This window comes from Rhizobium hidalgonense (assembly GCF_002914525.1).
Classification (GTDB): domain Bacteria; phylum Pseudomonadota; class Alphaproteobacteria; order Rhizobiales; family Rhizobiaceae; genus Rhizobium; species Rhizobium hidalgonense.
The window spans coordinates 275,661-290,358 of record NZ_LODW01000093.1 but is presented as its reverse complement, the minus strand read 5'-3'; the positions used below and the strand labels follow the sequence as shown (position 1 = coordinate 290,358).

Below are 14,698 nucleotides of genomic sequence, written 5' to 3'. Positions count from 1 at the left end.
GTTCGTCCTAAGCAAACAAACAGAATCACAACTGGCTGATTTCACTCAACTCTTTTTCGGTCAGGCTCTGAGACGTCCGGATGATCGAGGTAGAAACAGAGGCCATCAAAATAGTCACCAAATAATAGGTAAAGCCAGCGCGCCGGCGTCTATCTCTTTACGGACTTCATCGAACACCCGCCGGAATTTTGCACGATGGCGTGTGATCATGATTTTCTGAACCATAGCCTGGATGAGCGCCATCCAGGGGACCCATACCCTTAGGAAGCGGTGAGGATTCTTGGTCGACATTTCTTCCCATCTGGCGTCGATACCAAAACCAGCTATGACAAGCGAGCGCAGTCCGGCATTGTCCGGTTTCAGTGTTTGTGCTTTGGCAGTGATGGCCTGAAGAGAGCTGGATTTCGTTCTTGGCTCGGCGAGCAGTGCGGCAAGTCCGTTATCGATGCCGAGCAGTTTGCGGCGATTCAGGTCTGCGAGGGGAATTTTCAACTTTTCGGCAAGGTCGTCCACTGTCGCATAAACGACAGCTTCCATCTGCTGCAGGTATTCTCTTATCTTGTTCTTGAAAATCGCCCTGACAGCGGGTGCGCTCAGATATGCAAAGGCGAGCTTAGAACTACTATGATCGCCCTTGGCCCGAGTTAAGCCGATGTTGCCAACATCGCTCTCTGCATCGACGTTATATTTCGTCCGCTTTATGCTTCTGCGCGTGAGCGGCAAGCCGCCCAAAATAGTATGTGCCTGATGCCGGTCTAGGAAACATCTGAATGCATCATAAACCACTCGGTTCAGACCGCGGGCACCGCGAGTCAACCAAAGCTTGTTGGATTGACGCGCCGCGATTTGGTGTCGGATATCAGCGGTCATCGACTTATACGCGAGGATGACTTGATACGCTGTGATGGCTCCCTTCTGCTTTAAGAGGATTTTCGCGTCTTGATCAGGATTGTCTTCGTCCCCCCCAGCATCAACGAGAGCAGCATTCCTGAGCTTTCCCTGTGCACGGTTTTTCTTGGATACGATGGCACGGACCGTGATGCTGTTTTTCTTGATTTCCCCGACGAACGGATCGAGATCCATGTTGAGTACAGTAGACGCTTCCCAGCCGGTGTCGATTTGCACCAAGGTTGCGGCTGCCATGAGCGTGTCTCCACAAGGCTCAGCAAGCTTCGCAATAAACTCGACACCACCTGCTTCCTGCAAGAGTCTGTTGAGGGAGAAACGAGATACAGGAATCTTACGCCGATGATAGAGGGTGATGAAAGCACGCAGAGCAACGCCCCTAACGTAGTCCTCAGTTCCTTCCAACAGATCTGCCAATCCTCTCTTTCCACGAGCGTGCGCTCCGCGAAGCGCTGCCCGCGCTCTCATTGCTCGCACGATCATTCCGGGCGACGGGATGTTCGGGTTGGCCAAGAGCCTGTTGCGCTCTTCGAACCGGTCTTGAGCGGACTTGAATACCTCGACCAGAGATGATCGCAGCGCTTCAAGCACCGTCCTATTCGCAATATGAAACTTAAGCGCGTTTTCGCGATCGTTATCGCCATCGAGTTTCAGGCGCCCTGCCTCTATCAACAACGTCGCAAAGCATGGAGTTTTTACTTCTGTATCGTCGCCATACATTCCCTGAGTGCTCAACTCTACACTCGGTAGGACATCCAGCATCGCAAAACGGTTCAGACAATTCCGCAGGGTTTCAAGGTATTTGATAACTGAACTTCCACCTGCGTCGGTGAATGTGGTGTCATCTGGATCGAGCATGCGCGCACGTAGGCGCCCGACGTAATCGCTAAGCCACGGCCGTGGAACCAGTTTGCAGCTAGACAACGCACCGAAAACGGATTTCGCGCTGTCATCGGCTGAGAGCGCGATATCTCGTAGCATTCGCTTAAACAACCGGAACTCGTTGTAGGTGGTCTCCTCGTTGATGTCGTTGTAAATCTTCTCCCAGTACCCAACGAGCCGCCTGCAGGCTTCGTAGCCGTACATCGGTACGAGATCGGTGAAAGGATATGTTCTCTTATGGCGGGCGATCAGTGCCTTGCATTGCGGAGGAAAGGCTCGAACCGCATCTGGCGCGTCTACGTTCATGTCAATGCTCCGATCGTATATATGGCAAAGAAACATCCGCCGCGCAGAGAAGGTTCTGCGACGTTTCCCGAAGGATTCGATGCTATTCGCTATTGCCTCAATGAAGATTCGCGTGTATTAGTCTAATTGTTGACAATGCGCAGCAAGCAAGCCTCCTAATTGTACCTAGCATTTTCTTTGTTAGAGAAATGCGCAGCGAGGCTATTCGCAAACAACGCTTCAATCAAGCCTAATCGTTAAGAAAAATAGTTATAGACTCAGGTTTTAGAGCTGTACAAGTTTCAGCTCCTGTGAGTGTCCAAAGGACCCTGTGCGAATCGCATTGATATGCCGTACTAGCCCCCGGTTTTTCGGAATCCCAATGTACACAGACCCACGGCTGGTGCGTACGCGTTTCGAATAGGGGTGTTGGGTTCGAACCCCTCTTTACAGAATGAGAATCTGTCGTCCTAACCGATAGACGAAGGGCGCAGGCAATTCAGTAAAATAGGAGCGAGCACCGGCTTATGCAAGCGGATGCGATGGCTTCTGTGCGGAGAGAAAGTGGCACGCCCTAGGGGAGTCGAACCCCTCTTCCCAGAATGAAAATCTGGTGTCCTAACCGATAGACGAAGGGCGCTTCCTTCGTGGTGGCGCCCTTATAGTCAGGCGTTTTGAATCCCGCAAGCGGCAATTTCGGTTTTCTTTCAAAAAAATGACAAGAAATCCGAATGCGCTCGAAAGGCTGATTATGAAAGCTGAATCAATAGGCTGCCGGTTGTTTCTTTAACAAGACGCGGCCGCGCTGCCGTAACGTCATGCGAAAAGCGGGCCGCCGTCAGATCGCTCTTGCGGTCGCCATGGGCGCGCGTTTGCCGCCGCAGCCCCAATTCCAGTCGCGACTTTTGCCGGTATCGAGATGGACCGAATCCGTGTGGCAATAGGTGCCGACGCCGCCGCGGTTCGGCAAGGAGCGGATATAGGCGGCGATATCCCATTTGGTGACGCCGTCGATCTGGATGTCGGCCGCTTCGCAGCTTTTGTGCATCGATTCGTCGGCGCCGCCGACCAGGCGATTATGCTCTTCGTCCCGATAGCCTGACGTGACGATGACAGGCCGGCCGAAATGGCTTTCGACCGTTTTGATCACGTTCAGCAGCTCGGGCTTGAAGCAGCCGACCTCGACCTTGTCGTTCTGGACATGCAGGCCGTTCGGCGCGATCCGCGTCATGCCGGGCAGGGACGCTTTTTGCAACAGGCCGGAGAGGCTGCCGAGCAGGTTCTGCTTCGGCGCGCTGTAGAGCGCATTCATCGTCGGGGCCGGACTGCCGTCCGTCGCCAATGACGCCGTTTGGACGGGCGCCAGCTGTGTGCTGCCATTTTGCGAGGATTGCTGCGGCAGCACCGGCTCCGCCGGCTGTCCTGATGCGGGTTGCTGGCTGTAGACGCTGCTTCTCGCGGGTGCTGCACCCTGGACCGGTGCATAGGCCTGCGGCTGGATGACCGTCGACGTGCTGTTGTTCTGCGGCGCCGGCTGGTGCTCGGAAAAGATGCTCATCGCCTGCGCGTTGATCCGGGTCGACTGCAGCACGAGCCCGCCGATATTGGCAGGCGCTGCCGCCGCCGGATCGGCCGGCGGGACGGGGGCATTCGGATCCGCTGTCATCGTCTGGGGCGAGGCTTGAGCGCCGGAAACATTGACGAGCCGGGGATCCGTGTAGACCGAACGTGGGGCGGGGCTTGCGGGTGCCGCCGCGGCAAGCTGCGGTGCGGCTGCCTGCGGTGCCGGAACCGCTGCGGCCGAATCGAGCGCCTTCTTGTCCGACGCGCAGCCGGACAGCGCCAGCACCGAAGTGGCGATCAGCAAAGCGCCCGTCAGGGGCATCCGCATCTCAATGTTACGCAAGCGACAGTCTCCCGTTGATGCGGAGAATGGCCGAAAACCGCCATCTTCCGCTTCGAGTCGCCAGGAGATTGCCCGCGGGGCCGGATCGCGGCAAGCGTCAAGGCGCCGGCCGGACCCGAAATCGCAAAAGCCGCAAGCCTCGCAAAAGCCTTGCGGAAAAAAGCCTTACCAGGCGCCGGTATTACCCATCGAGGCCCAGGGTTCGGCGGCGGCCAGCGGGCTGCCCTTCTGCAGGATTTCGATCGAGATGCCGTCGGGCGAGCGCACGAAGGCCATGTTGCCGTCGCGCGGCGGCCGGTTGATGGTGATGCCGTTGTCCATCAGATTCTGGCAGGTTGCGTAAATATCGTCGACCTCATAGGCGAGGTGGCCGAAATTGCGTCCTCCGCTATAATCTTCCGTATCCCAGTTGTAGGTAAGCTCGAGGCAGGGAGCCTTTTCGCTGCGCGCACGGTCGAGATCGTCGCGAGCGGCCAGGAAAACCAGGGTGAAGCGGCCCTTCTCGTTTTCGTGGCGGCGAATCTCTTCCAGGCCGAACAGCGTGCTGTAAAAGGCGAGCGAGGCGTCCAGGTCTTTGACGCGAACCATTGTATGGAGATAACGCATTCTATCTACTCCTTTATTGGGTCTGGCTTTTTCGGCGTGCTGAGGTCAGCTTCGGGCAAGTCATCGATATAAAATGTGCAGTTGGGAATAACCGAAAACTAGGACTTGCGCTTATCCGTTACCAAGATGTTAATCTTGATTTCAAGAATCAGTTAACCGTAACAGTGTGACGCGTATTCGAGGGGCTGGCGAAATGGCTGATAGGATTTCATCGAACGAATACTCCGACCTTGACGAGCTATCGGCAGAGGCGGTCGATCTTGTTGAAATCACCGGCGTCGTCAAGTGGTTCGACGTCGCCAAGGGTTTCGGCTTCATCGTGCCCGACAACGGCATGCAGGATGTTCTCCTGCACGTCACCTGCCTGCGCCGCGACGGTTACCAGACGATCCTCGAGGGAACGCGCATCGTCGCCCTCATCCAGCGCCGCGAGCGCGGCTACCAGGCTTTCAAGATCCTTTCGATGGATCAGTCGACTGCGGTTCATCCCTCGCAGCTGCCGCCGGTGCGCACCCATGTGCAGGTCACCGCGACGAGCGGGCTCGAGCGGGCGCTGGTCAAGTGGTTCAACCGCACCAAGGGTTTCGGCTTCCTGACGCGCGGCGAGGGCACGGAAGACATTTTCGTGCATATGGAAACGCTCCGCCGCTTCGGCCTGACCGAACTGCGCCCCGGTCAGGTGGTGCTCGTCCGCTTCGGAGACGGCGAGAAGGGCCTGATGGCCGCGGAAATTCATCCCGACATTCCGAGCCCGGCCAGCCGGTCGCATTGATATGCGTGACCCAGTCCTGTTTCATGTGATCAGAAGCGCCTTCCTGGCGCTTTTTTTCATGGTCACGCTGCCGGCTTTCGGCCAGGAGCAGATGCGCTTCGACAAGGAGCCGCTGCTCATCCAGACCGCGGCGGGCAAGGTGCTGCATTTCACCGTCGAGATCGCCTCGACCCCCGATCAGCGCGCCTACGGGCTGATGTTTCGCAAAGTGATGGCCGATGATGCCGGCATGATCTTCGATTTCGACGAACCGCGGCGCGTCACCATGTGGATGGAAAACACCATCCTGCCGCTCGACATGCTTTTTGCCGACGACACCGGCACGATCCGCCACATCAAGGAAAACGCGACGCCCTATTCGCGCGATATCATCGATTCGATGAGCCCGGTGAAATACGTCGTCGAACTCAACGCCGGCATCGCCGCCAAACTCGGAATCAAACCGGGCGACAGGATCGTCAGCGCCACGACGACGAAGAAGGCGAAGTGACTGCGCGCACCCGACAATGCGGGTCATAAAGCGGCTGCCAAAGTTTCAAGATATGAGATGGTAGTGGCGACCCCTGCAGGAATCGAACCTGCGACAACCTGCTTAGAAGGCAGGTGCTCTATCCAGCTGAGCTAAGGGGCCGTCCGGCGGCCGCGTTCAGGGAGCGCGACCGGATGCGGCAGTTCTGGACGAGAAAACTCAATGCGTCCAGGGTTGCGTGCGGGTATAGCGGAAATTATCCGGATAGGCGACAACCTGGCGGACTGGATCCTTCGGGGCGATGACGCGATATTCAATGCCGTTGCGCTGGGCATAGGCTTCGGCCAACTCCTGCGTTTCGAAGGTGAGTTTCACCTGTTGGCGCGTGTCACCGGAAGAGGTGTAGCCCATCATCGGATCGATCTTGCGCGGCGACTCCTGATCGAATTCGAGCACCCAGAGATGGGTCTTTGCCTTGCCGGACTGCATGGCGGTCTTAGCTGGACGATAGATCTTGGCAGACATGACTGCGGCGTCTCCGACTATGCGGGCAGCGCCCGCCTTTCATGGTCTCACTCCCGTCGCCGGGGATTGCTTCGTCGCTAGAGATAGCACGAAGAGATGAATTTTGCTTATCCGCGAATCCTGGGCTTTTCAAGAAAAAAGGCGGCGCACGACGCGCTGTCGATCCCATCACGATGACGAGGGTGATGCTGCGAAACACGGATATCGGCGGACAGGCCGGCTGCGGATATCCTCCCCGTGTCCAGCCGCCGCTTGACGCCCAAGGGTTCCGGCCGGTTGCGCGATATTACCGCCTGTCTCATGTTGTGATAACAACCTGATTGCCGCGGCAAGCCCGCGGTACTATTTACGGCTCAGTCAATTTCAATGGATTTGCAGTCATGATGAGACGTTCGGCCGAGTTCAACGCCATCGTGCTAGGGGCTGTCATTACGGCTTTCTTTTACGTTGCCATCAGCTATGCCCAATATATCGGCTTACTCGAACGCGGCTGAGGCAGCCTTCTACTGACGCCTAGTTACGCCGACAGGTGCAGAATGGCAGCCCATCACGATTTTTCTGTATGCATCCAAATATCAGGCGGGAAATCTGCTCCCAGGGCTGGATTTATGGGTTGCGACGGCGAAGTGAACCGTGTATCTCCCGCCCACGGCACGGAGTGTAGCGCAGTCTGGTAGCGCATCTGGTTTGGGACCAGAGGGTCGGGAGTTCGAATCTCTCCACTCCGACCATTTAACTGAGCCTCACACACCAGGCAGAATGGCCGTTTGGTTGCGCCGTATTGTCGTGTCTCCGCGGCTTGATCTCGGATCCGCACCCGGTCGCTCCATGTTTTGGATCTTGATCATTCGAAAGCGGGCGGCGTGGGCTCTGTGGCGGACACCCAATGCACCCACACACGGACCCCGCGACCTTTTTCATTGGCATTCCGGGCCTCAGGCTTGCAAGCGCCGCAACGTCCACATTCTCGTTCGCTGCCGCCCTTCCTGTCCTCTATAAATGCCTGCGAACACAGCTGCGGCCAGGCTAAGAATCAATTCTCGCTTCGGCATCAAAACGTCAGCCATCCTCTGTGTCCTCCGCTGTCGAGCCGACATCGAACACATGCCACCCTTTCGGACTTTCAATGCGGGGAAAAATGGCGGCGCCCATGCGCTCTGCCTGATCCGTGCGAGGATAGATTTTTTGGCCTCGGCCCATCGACGAGAAACGCTGGTGAAATCCCATTCCCTTTAATAGGATGGAAGCGACCCTGCGGGCCACGAACCGTCCGATCCGATGGAAGGCGGATGTATGGCGAATTTCTCAGGCGAGATTGCTGTCCATGACAATAGGCGTCGCGAAAGATGGGTGTCCGAATCGTGCTCATAGGCTTCCCGGGTGTTGGGAAGTTGACCATCGCGAGAGAGTTGAATGCGATGGTTTCGGCAAAAATTGTCGACAACCACTGGATCAATAACCCGATCCTGCGTCTGCTGGATGAGGATGGAACGGCCTCGCTTCCAAAGGGAATATGGGAGTTTACAGGTCGGGTTCGGCAAACCGTCCTTGATGCAATCACCGCTTATGCGCCGTCCGCCAATTTCATTTTCACGCATGCCGGCTTGGAGGGTGATGAGCGGAGCCTTGGTACCTTTCAACAGATCGCCGGTGCTGCCGAAGCCTGCGACGCAGTTTTGGTGCCGGTGCGATTGCTGTGTGACGAAGAGGAGCTGGCTCGCCGGGTTTCGAACCCCGAGCGACGCGAAAGGTTGAAATCCACGGATGTGGCAGCCTCGAGGGATCGCAGCCGGAGGGCGGGGGTTTTCGACCCACTGCACCCAAACACATTGGTGCTCGACGTCACTTCCGCATCACCGGCAAAAACGGCCATCGCGATCCGGGATCATATTCTAAAGGTCCTTGGCGACCTGTCCGTCTGAAATTCGTCGGAGTTGATTCTATTCGCGCTACGATCGTCGATGCGCCTGACGGCGGGAGGTGAGGTGTTCTGACGAGCTATCGGCTTACGCAAAGCCGGCCCGAAAGGCCGGCTGACGCCTGCCGAAAAATCGCAGCGCGCGGATGGGGCTCCCTCATCCGCGCGCCGAAGTAGCCGATTTTGCGGCCCGCGTGTTGTGGCGATCGGACGACCGCCACAACGGGGACAGTTACAGGAGAAAATCGCCTGCCCCCAGGTGGACGAGGCCCTTCAGCTGAACCTCGAAGTCATGAACACCGTCGCCGTTCGTGTCGGCCTGGATAACGGTAACATCGTTCGCGGTTCCGGACTGATCGTCATAGTGCCAAGCGAGCGCGCCAGCCTTGTGGTCGAACAAGGCATTCTCCTGTGCTTGGAAATGGAAGGTTCCATTGCCCGCCGCAGAGCCATTCGCATCGATCGCCGAGAGGTCGATCTTATCGATGCCGTGCTGGAAGTCGGTGATGACGTCGCGGTTCAAGCCGGACCCGGTTTCCGTCGGTGCCTTCAAGATAAACGTATCCTCGCCGGTGCCACCGGTCATAATGTCCTTCCCGGCTCCACCGATGAGGAAATCATTGCCGGCGCCGCCGTCCAGCTTGTCCGCGCCAGCCCCGCCAGTGAGAACGTTGCCGCCGCCGTTGCCGCCGGTCAGTACGTCGTTGTAGCTTGAGCCGGTCAAGTTTTCGATGCTGGCGATTTTGTCGCCGGTCGCCTGGCCGCCCGATGCGACCTTAGTCGCCAAGTTGACGTTGACCGCGTCGGAGCCCGCATAGCTGGCCGTGTCATTGCCAGTACCGCCGTCGAGCACGTCCGCGCCGGCCCCGCCCTTCAACACGTCACTACCGCCGAGACCCTTGAAGGTTTCGTTGCCACCGTTGGACTGACCGGTGTGCGGCAGGATGTCATTGCCGCTGGTGCCGATGAATTCCTTTATCGGCGCGGTTGGCGTTGTCGGTTGCGTCGGCGTGGTAGGTGTCGTCGGTTGCGTGGGCGTGGTTGGCGTTGTCGGTTCCGTGGGCGTGGTTGGGGTTGTCGGTTGCGTCGGCGTGGTTGGTGTTCCCGGGGTCGAGCTGGAGCCCGATTCGTAGGCACCCATATCGACAGTTCCAACGACGCGAGCGTGGCCGTCCAGGTCGACCGAGCCGACGCCGTATTTGGCGGTTCCGCCGTCGATTGCTGCCGAGCCGGAGCCGAGGTGGAAGTTGTCGCTCGCTGCTCCCAGGAATTTCGGGTCGATGCCGAGCTTGTTGCCGTTCGCCGCGCTCGGCATAGCGTTGCCGCCGTCGGTATTGACCGAGGCCTGGCCGGCCGTGCCGTTGTAGGTGTTGTTGTTGGCCCAGACGACGTTGGCGTTGGTATAGCCGCCGTACGACGTGTTATCGACCGCAGTGTTGTTCTTGTTCACCGACGGGTCGGCTACGGCGATGTTGTTGATCCAGGTGTTGTTGCTCGACTGCGCGTTGCTGAGTTCGCCGCGCCAGGTGCCGTCGTTCAGCAGGTCCTGATTGTTGTGGTATGCGGTGTTGTTTTTCACCGTGACGGAGTCGCTCCAGGTAACTTGGATGCCTTTGCTGCCGTTCTCATAGACGAGGTTGTTGTCGACCAGGGTCTTAAATGTGTAGTTCGGATGACCGCTCGTCTGCGTGCTCTGGAAATCGTCGATGATGATGCCGTTGCCATCGGTGTGCGCACCCGACTTCGTGACGTTGTCGTGCGAGATGTTGTTCCGGATGATGTTGCGGAAGCTGCCATCGTCCGGCGCCCCGGTGATATTCCGGTTCTGGTAGAGAGAGATGCCTGAAAACCAGCCGGCACTCGCATTTTTGTAAGTCTCGTTCCCTTCGATCGTGATGAAGTCGGATCCGGCGAAGGCGATGCCGGACGCACCGTTGTCGTGGGAAACGTTATTGGCGATCTTCACATGGTGGACGCCATCACCAACAATGCCGTGCGAATCGCTCCCGTAGACCTCGAAGCCCTCGACCGCTACATAGTTAGCAGTGATGTTGATACCATTTGCGCCGCCCGATGCTGAGTGGATCACCGCTCCACCCGGTACCTCCGAGCGCAAGGTAATGTAGCCGGCGGCCGAACCATCCTTGTACATGTTCACCGACTCGTTATAGGTGCCGGCGCGCACTACAACCTCGTCGCCGGGCTTAAGGTCCGACGCCATCGCGTCGCTGATCGTGCGAAATGGGGAGGAGGCACTGCCGTTACCACCGCCGCTGCCAGTCGTCGCTACGTAGTATGTCGTCATTGTCTTGTTCCTCAACCTTAGCGTTGTCTTTACCGATTACTATTTTTAGTTAATCAGGGGTTACGGCGGCAGGTTATAGGGCGGTGTTTTCGAGGGCGCAACAGCAACGCGACAGTAAGTGCTTGAGAAACATAGCCATATTCCTGCCACATTATCCAAATCGATCTGAAGTTACGATTTGAAATATTTGGTGAATTTCGAGTCGCCCAAAATGTGGCACAATATATGTCTCGCTTACCGCGAATTATTCTTTCTGCAACTATAGCGAAATGCATCTTTTGAAAACATTGGAGAAATTTGGCGGGGGTGAGTGGATTCCTTCCGTCAAAGCGGAATAGTCATTTTTTTTCTGAATTTAACAATTTTGCGCAGTTTCGCCCTGCAATTGGCACCGATCGAGATGGAAAAGGGAGGGAATGACCGTCGTCGATTCGGGCCAAACCCATTGCCCGGCGCCTCAGGCGGCACCGCATTTCCCTAGAGAACATCCGGCTGCGGTGCGACTATACTTTCGGTTTCCGCTGAGCCTGCGTCATGTCGAGATCCTGCTTGCCAAGCGTGGTATCGATGTTTCGCAAGTTCTCTGGTTTTGCTCGCCGCGTGTAAAGAAGCCTGTCGACGGTCGCCGCAGACCTGTGAGTTGTCCTGGTCGCAGCTAAAGGATGGGGACACCTGTTGAAGTCGGATGGCAGCGGTGATGGCCGCCAACTCGACATACGCATCCGGCAGTCCTGGGGATCAATGGTAGCGGACGCTTCCGAGAGCATCGGCCTTACCAGGGCCGTCCTCGATACGACTTACAACGGCAACGACACATACGTAAGGCATGATTGACAACAGCGTGCCGAGCAGGTCGCCGACGGCTTGCAACGACGAGACCGAAAGCCGACGAGCGATCCGGTTTTAACGGCCTTGGAAAATCCTGATGATCTTCGGAGTAAAGCGGTGCTGTCTGACGTCGACGACGTCGTCATAGGTGAGACGGCCGGAAACCACGGCTGCAACAAATCGCTCGCATGCAACCCTCGGAGCGTCCTTGTCCGAAACGTTTGTCACAATTCCGGCGCCGCGACGGCCGTTTGCATCAAATCCTTTCGCGCAGTCTTTCACGGCCTCACTTCTCGCCCTTGAACTGCCCTGCAACAATGTGACGTAAGCATCATAGTCCTGACGTGTCGGCACGCAGCCGGTCAGAAGTCCTATGGCAATCATTACTGTTACGATACGAGCGCGCATTATTATTCCCTTAAATATCCAATGATTGGCGTCCGATGTTTATTTCGATTCGCGTGAAGCGGGAAAGACCATCCGCGAAATTGGCCATGACGATCTACGTCAAGGCGCTGCGGAGCAGGTCCGAATTGATTTTTGGATGCTTCTCGGACGGATGATAAGCTCCAACGAGGGCCGCCGTTACCATGAGACACACCGCAATGGACGATGCGACGAGACTCAGGATGGGGACGGATGATTTCCGCGCCGCCCAGAAAAAAACAAAACCGGCCGCGAACGCAAAGAACCAAAAGACCAGGACTTCACCCATAATTCTTGCGAATATCTCGAGTGCTCCGGAGGATACCGAAATCACGGTGTCTAATCCTCCAAGCCAAAGCACGGTGTTCATCACAACATCCGCGATGAAAGCCAACGCCATCGATGCTATCAAAAACCGTGACAACAAGTTTCTCCACTAAATGTTTAAGTTGTCTTTTTGCCAGAAGCATCTTTCGATCCTATTAGCTGGACAGCTAAAATGCTTACGAGCGAGCGGCAGCCGCCTCAACAGGCATGGTCACGTCGGCGGGCGGGGGCTTGATCTGATAGGCCAACGGTCGTCACGGCGATCGGTTAGCAACTGTGCAGCGTCCGGGAGTTATCGCTCCGTCCTTATTTCGCCGCCAATGATGTGAGCATCCCGACAAGCATGCCGGCAAATGCTTTCGCATTCCCCGGCTGTGACGGCCGCCCTGAGACTATTCTCAGCGATCCAGAAAATGCTCGAAGTAAACTTCGGGGATCGGGTAGGCGTAGACGCCTCGGTCGACGAAGCCGCGTCTATAGAGGCAGTCTCGGAGTGCCGCGTTGTAATGCAGGCTGCGTGGATTCGGTGAGCCGCGGTGCCATGAACCTGCCTCCGGCACGCACCACCGGAGCGCTTTGTCGTACCGAGCCAGGAGGACCGGGTCGGTGTCGACGCGAATGCCGCTGTAGGATTGATAGTTTGCAGGAGATTCCGCGGCCGAAATACAGCCCAAGCTAAGTGCAACGCCAACGACTGCCATCAATCTCATTGGATTTCATTCTCCCGTGATCGATTATCGAAGTAATCGAGCGGAACGTTATTGGTTCCAGTGCCTGCGGGCAAGGGGGACTGATGGCCTCTGATCCGAGTTGCGTGTGCCCGGGGTTGCCGACGCTCCGCGACAGATGAACCTCTGTCGCGAAGCGCCGGCAGTTCTCGCTCATCGATCAATCCAGCAGATCGGCAGGTACTTTGCCGCCATTTTCCGACAGGCGTCTCATCAGCGCCTTGTGCAGCCACATATTCATTTTTGCGGAATCACCGGTGTCGCCGGTATAGCCGAGTTCAGCGGCAAGTTCCTTGCGCTCGGCCATGCTCGCATCCATCCCGACCGCTTTCATCAAGTCCACGATCGAGTGGCGCCAATCGAGTTTCTGGCCGCTCTTTTTCACGGCCGCGTCGAGGATCGGGACGATATCGACATTTGCTGAGGCCGTGGCCGTGGCCGGCTTGCTCTGAGCGGGAGAGGCCGCGGGCGCGGGACTGGGCGCCGCCGACGGCGAGGCGGGAGCCGGGGCGGGCTGCGTCTTTGGCGCGCCTGATGCAATCGGTTCGGCTGCTTTCGCTTCTCCGAAGATGGCGTGTTTGATCTTGTCGAAAATGCCCATTCTTGAACCTCCAGTTCCATCAGATGAGAACATGCTGAAACATGGACTTCCTGCCTGATATATCCAGACGGAAGGGCGTTATTTTTAGCGGTCTCAATCAGTGATGGAATCCGGCTCTGAGGCAAGGTGCAGGCGATCTGCAAAATCCTGTGAAAGGGTCAATCGCCACCCAATCGCATAGAGAGCTGCACGTTGCTTGCGGGCACTGAAGATTTCTACGCGGCCGCGGGAAAGAAATACTGGGCCGATGCACCGGTCGCCGTAAGACATGTTCGCTTTCGGCACGGTCGAGCTGCCAATTCGTATTCCGATAACCGTGAAAGATCATTGGACGCCGCTCAGCCGACTTGCCGTGCCGTGCTTTGAAACATTCGTCATCTCCTCACGTTGCCTTGCCATGGATGTCTTGCAGGCTGCAGTCGTCCAGACGATCGAAGGCACGCGCGTTCCTCGATTTTCGATTGCCGGGCAAATCGCCCGGCGAATGGAAACGGAGGAAAAAATGACTCATAATCACAGTAGGCTATCGCTGGCGGTGCTTGCATCCACCTGCGCCCTGCTTGCGATGCCGGCAAGCGATGTACACGCTCTCGATGTCGGCGTATCGGTAAATGCCGGCAAGGCCGTCAGCGCCGATGTCGGGGCATCACTTGGCGGCGGCAGTGGCGTCAGCGCCGGGGCCAATGCGTCCGTCGGCGGATCGAGCGGCCTCAATGGTAACGCGACCGCCAATGCCGGCGGCGGCCGGGGCGTTGATGCCGATCGCAATGCGGGGGCCGCCGGCGGCGATGGTCTCGACGCGAACGTCAATGTCAGGCTCGGCGCCCGGCGCGACATCAATGCTGATCTCAATGCACGCATCGGCGGCTCCGATGGGCTTGATACCGACGCCACAGCCTCGGTCAGGCGCGGCAGCGGCGCCGACGCCAATCTCACCATCGGCGGGGCAGGCGGCAGCAACAAATCCGCGGCTGAGGGCAACTTCAGCCCATCGCAGGCTCGCATCCTGGACGATTTCCGGTCGAGGCCGGTCAATGAGCAACGCAAGATGCTTGTCCGTTGCGCTGATATCTCATCCCCGGGCGGCTCGGCCTCAGGCGGCTCCGATTCCGGTCTTTCCGGTCTCTGCAGCCTGCTGCAGGCGTCAGCGTTACGTTGAACGTAAAAGACCCGCCGAACCGGAAGGGCGGCGGGTCTTTCAATGGCGTCAGTTC

The 14,698-nt window shown here is 57.4% G+C and carries 13 protein-coding genes, 3 tRNA genes and 1 pseudogene; 6 read left to right on the top strand and 11 right to left on the bottom strand.

Annotated features, from left to right (window positions below; all coding sequences use genetic code 11):
* Window positions 1-114: 114 nt before the first annotated feature.
* The 4 genes from ATY29_RS29270 to gloA form a co-directional block, all read right to left on the bottom strand.
* On the bottom strand, window positions 115-2,094 hold the full coding sequence (locus ATY29_RS29270; RefSeq protein ID WP_133118167.1) for a hypothetical protein: 1,980 nt from the start codon (window positions 2,092-2,094) through the stop codon (window positions 115-117).
* Window positions 2,095-2,638: 544 nt separating this feature from the next.
* Window positions 2,639-2,713 (bottom strand) — tRNA-Glu (locus ATY29_RS29265).
* Between the two features lie 198 nt (window positions 2,714-2,911).
* Window positions 2,912-3,979 (bottom strand): D-Ala-D-Ala carboxypeptidase family metallohydrolase, encoded by a 1,068-nt coding sequence (locus ATY29_RS29260; RefSeq protein WP_097533601.1) that lies wholly within the window; start codon window positions 3,977-3,979, stop codon window positions 2,912-2,914.
* A gap of 165 nt (window positions 3,980-4,144) precedes the next feature.
* Window positions 4,145-4,585, bottom strand: a complete 441-nt coding sequence (gene gloA, locus ATY29_RS29255) for a lactoylglutathione lyase (protein ID WP_097533599.1) — start codon at window positions 4,583-4,585, stop codon at window positions 4,145-4,147.
* Between the two features lie 193 nt (window positions 4,586-4,778).
* Between gloA and ATY29_RS29250 the strand changes: the two genes are divergently transcribed.
* Both ATY29_RS29250 and ATY29_RS29245 read left to right on the top strand, forming a co-directional pair.
* Window positions 4,779-5,357, top strand: a complete 579-nt coding sequence (locus tag ATY29_RS29250; RefSeq protein WP_003573434.1) for a cold-shock protein — start codon at window positions 4,779-4,781, stop codon at window positions 5,355-5,357.
* A gap of 1 nt (window position 5,358) precedes the next feature.
* On the top strand, window positions 5,359-5,847 hold the full coding sequence (locus ATY29_RS29245) for a DUF192 domain-containing protein (RefSeq protein ID WP_097533597.1): 489 nt from the start codon (window positions 5,359-5,361) through the stop codon (window positions 5,845-5,847).
* Window positions 5,848-5,911: 64 nt separating this feature from the next.
* Here ATY29_RS29245 and ATY29_RS29240 read toward each other — a convergent pair.
* Both ATY29_RS29240 and ATY29_RS29235 read right to left on the bottom strand, forming a co-directional pair.
* Window positions 5,912-5,988, bottom strand: a tRNA-Arg gene (locus ATY29_RS29240).
* A gap of 57 nt (window positions 5,989-6,045) precedes the next feature.
* Window positions 6,046-6,351 (bottom strand): ETC complex I subunit, encoded by a 306-nt coding sequence (locus tag ATY29_RS29235; protein ID WP_003573430.1) that lies wholly within the window; start codon window positions 6,349-6,351, stop codon window positions 6,046-6,048.
* 654 nt (window positions 6,352-7,005) lie between these two features.
* Between ATY29_RS29235 and ATY29_RS29230 the strand changes: the two genes are divergently transcribed.
* Together ATY29_RS29230 and ATY29_RS29225 are read left to right on the top strand one after the other, a co-directional pair.
* Window positions 7,006-7,082 (top strand) — tRNA-Pro (locus ATY29_RS29230).
* Between the two features lie 615 nt (window positions 7,083-7,697).
* Entirely contained in the window at window positions 7,698-8,273 is a 576-nt protein-coding gene (locus ATY29_RS29225) for a DEAD/DEAH box helicase family protein (protein ID WP_097533595.1), read from the top strand.
* A 228-nt stretch (window positions 8,274-8,501) separates the two neighbouring features.
* Here the strand turns inward: ATY29_RS29225 and ATY29_RS29220 are convergent, their stop codons facing one another.
* Window positions 8,502-10,574, bottom strand: coding sequence for a right-handed parallel beta-helix repeat-containing protein (locus tag ATY29_RS29220; RefSeq protein ID WP_097533593.1), 2,073 nt, complete (start codon window positions 10,572-10,574; stop codon window positions 8,502-8,504).
* 444 nt (window positions 10,575-11,018) lie between these two features.
* Between ATY29_RS29220 and ATY29_RS38575 the strand changes: the two are divergent.
* Window positions 11,019-11,149: pseudogene (locus tag ATY29_RS38575) on the top strand (IS6 family transposase); the annotation flags it as partial.
* Window positions 11,150-11,477: 328 nt separating this feature from the next.
* Here ATY29_RS38575 and ATY29_RS29210 read toward each other — a convergent pair.
* The 4 genes from ATY29_RS29210 to ATY29_RS29195 all read right to left on the bottom strand — a co-directional run bounded on the left by ATY29_RS29210 (window position 11,478) and on the right by ATY29_RS29195 (window position 13,484).
* Window positions 11,478-11,810 carry a hypothetical protein gene (locus ATY29_RS29210; protein ID WP_003573422.1) on the bottom strand — a complete coding sequence of 111 codons (333 nt, stop codon included), beginning with the start codon at window positions 11,808-11,810 and terminating at the stop codon, window positions 11,478-11,480.
* 94 nt (window positions 11,811-11,904) lie between these two features.
* Entirely contained in the window at window positions 11,905-12,252 is a 348-nt protein-coding gene (locus tag ATY29_RS29205; RefSeq protein ID WP_080588197.1) for a hypothetical protein, read from the bottom strand.
* A 301-nt stretch (window positions 12,253-12,553) separates the two neighbouring features.
* Complete coding sequence (locus tag ATY29_RS29200) at window positions 12,554-12,865, bottom strand: hypothetical protein (protein ID WP_003573418.1); 312 nt, start codon at window positions 12,863-12,865, stop codon at window positions 12,554-12,556.
* A gap of 178 nt (window positions 12,866-13,043) precedes the next feature.
* Entirely contained in the window at window positions 13,044-13,484 is a 441-nt protein-coding gene (locus ATY29_RS29195) for a DUF3597 domain-containing protein (RefSeq protein ID WP_025416094.1), read from the bottom strand.
* A 502-nt stretch (window positions 13,485-13,986) separates the two neighbouring features.
* Here ATY29_RS29195 and ATY29_RS29190 point away from each other — a divergent pair.
* Complete coding sequence (locus ATY29_RS29190; protein ID WP_097533613.1) at window positions 13,987-14,643, top strand: hypothetical protein; 657 nt, start codon at window positions 13,987-13,989, stop codon at window positions 14,641-14,643.
* Window positions 14,644-14,698: the final 55 nt, after the last annotated feature.

What these genes read in the sequence shown, in the direction of transcription:
- ATY29_RS29270 (WP_133118167.1), bottom strand. Translation starts at nt 2,094, where the DNA reads ATGAACGTAGACGCGCCAGATGCGGTTCGAGCCTTTCCTCCGCAATGC.
- gloA (WP_097533599.1), bottom strand. Translation starts at nt 4,585, where the DNA reads ATGCGTTATCTCCATACAATGGTTCGCGTCAAAGACCTGGACGCCTCG.
- ATY29_RS29250 (WP_003573434.1), top strand. Translation starts at nt 4,779, where the DNA reads ATGGCTGATAGGATTTCATCGAACGAATACTCCGACCTTGACGAGCTA.
- ATY29_RS29245 (WP_097533597.1), top strand. Translation starts at nt 5,359, where the DNA reads ATGCGTGACCCAGTCCTGTTTCATGTGATCAGAAGCGCCTTCCTGGCG.
- ATY29_RS29235 (WP_003573430.1), bottom strand. Translation starts at nt 6,351, where the DNA reads ATGTCTGCCAAGATCTATCGTCCAGCTAAGACCGCCATGCAGTCCGGC.
- ATY29_RS29225 (WP_097533595.1), top strand. Translation starts at nt 7,698, where the DNA reads ATGGGTGTCCGAATCGTGCTCATAGGCTTCCCGGGTGTTGGGAAGTTG.
- ATY29_RS29220 (WP_097533593.1), bottom strand. Translation starts at nt 10,574, where the DNA reads ATGACGACATACTACGTAGCGACGACTGGCAGCGGCGGTGGTAACGGC.
- ATY29_RS29210 (WP_003573422.1), bottom strand. Translation starts at nt 11,810, where the DNA reads ATGCGCGCTCGTATCGTAACAGTAATGATTGCCATAGGACTTCTGACC.
- ATY29_RS29200 (WP_003573418.1), bottom strand. Translation starts at nt 12,865, where the DNA reads ATGAGATTGATGGCAGTCGTTGGCGTTGCACTTAGCTTGGGCTGTATT.
- ATY29_RS29195 (WP_025416094.1), bottom strand. Translation starts at nt 13,484, where the DNA reads ATGGGCATTTTCGACAAGATCAAACACGCCATCTTCGGAGAAGCGAAA.
- ATY29_RS29190 (WP_097533613.1), top strand. Translation starts at nt 13,987, where the DNA reads ATGACTCATAATCACAGTAGGCTATCGCTGGCGGTGCTTGCATCCACC.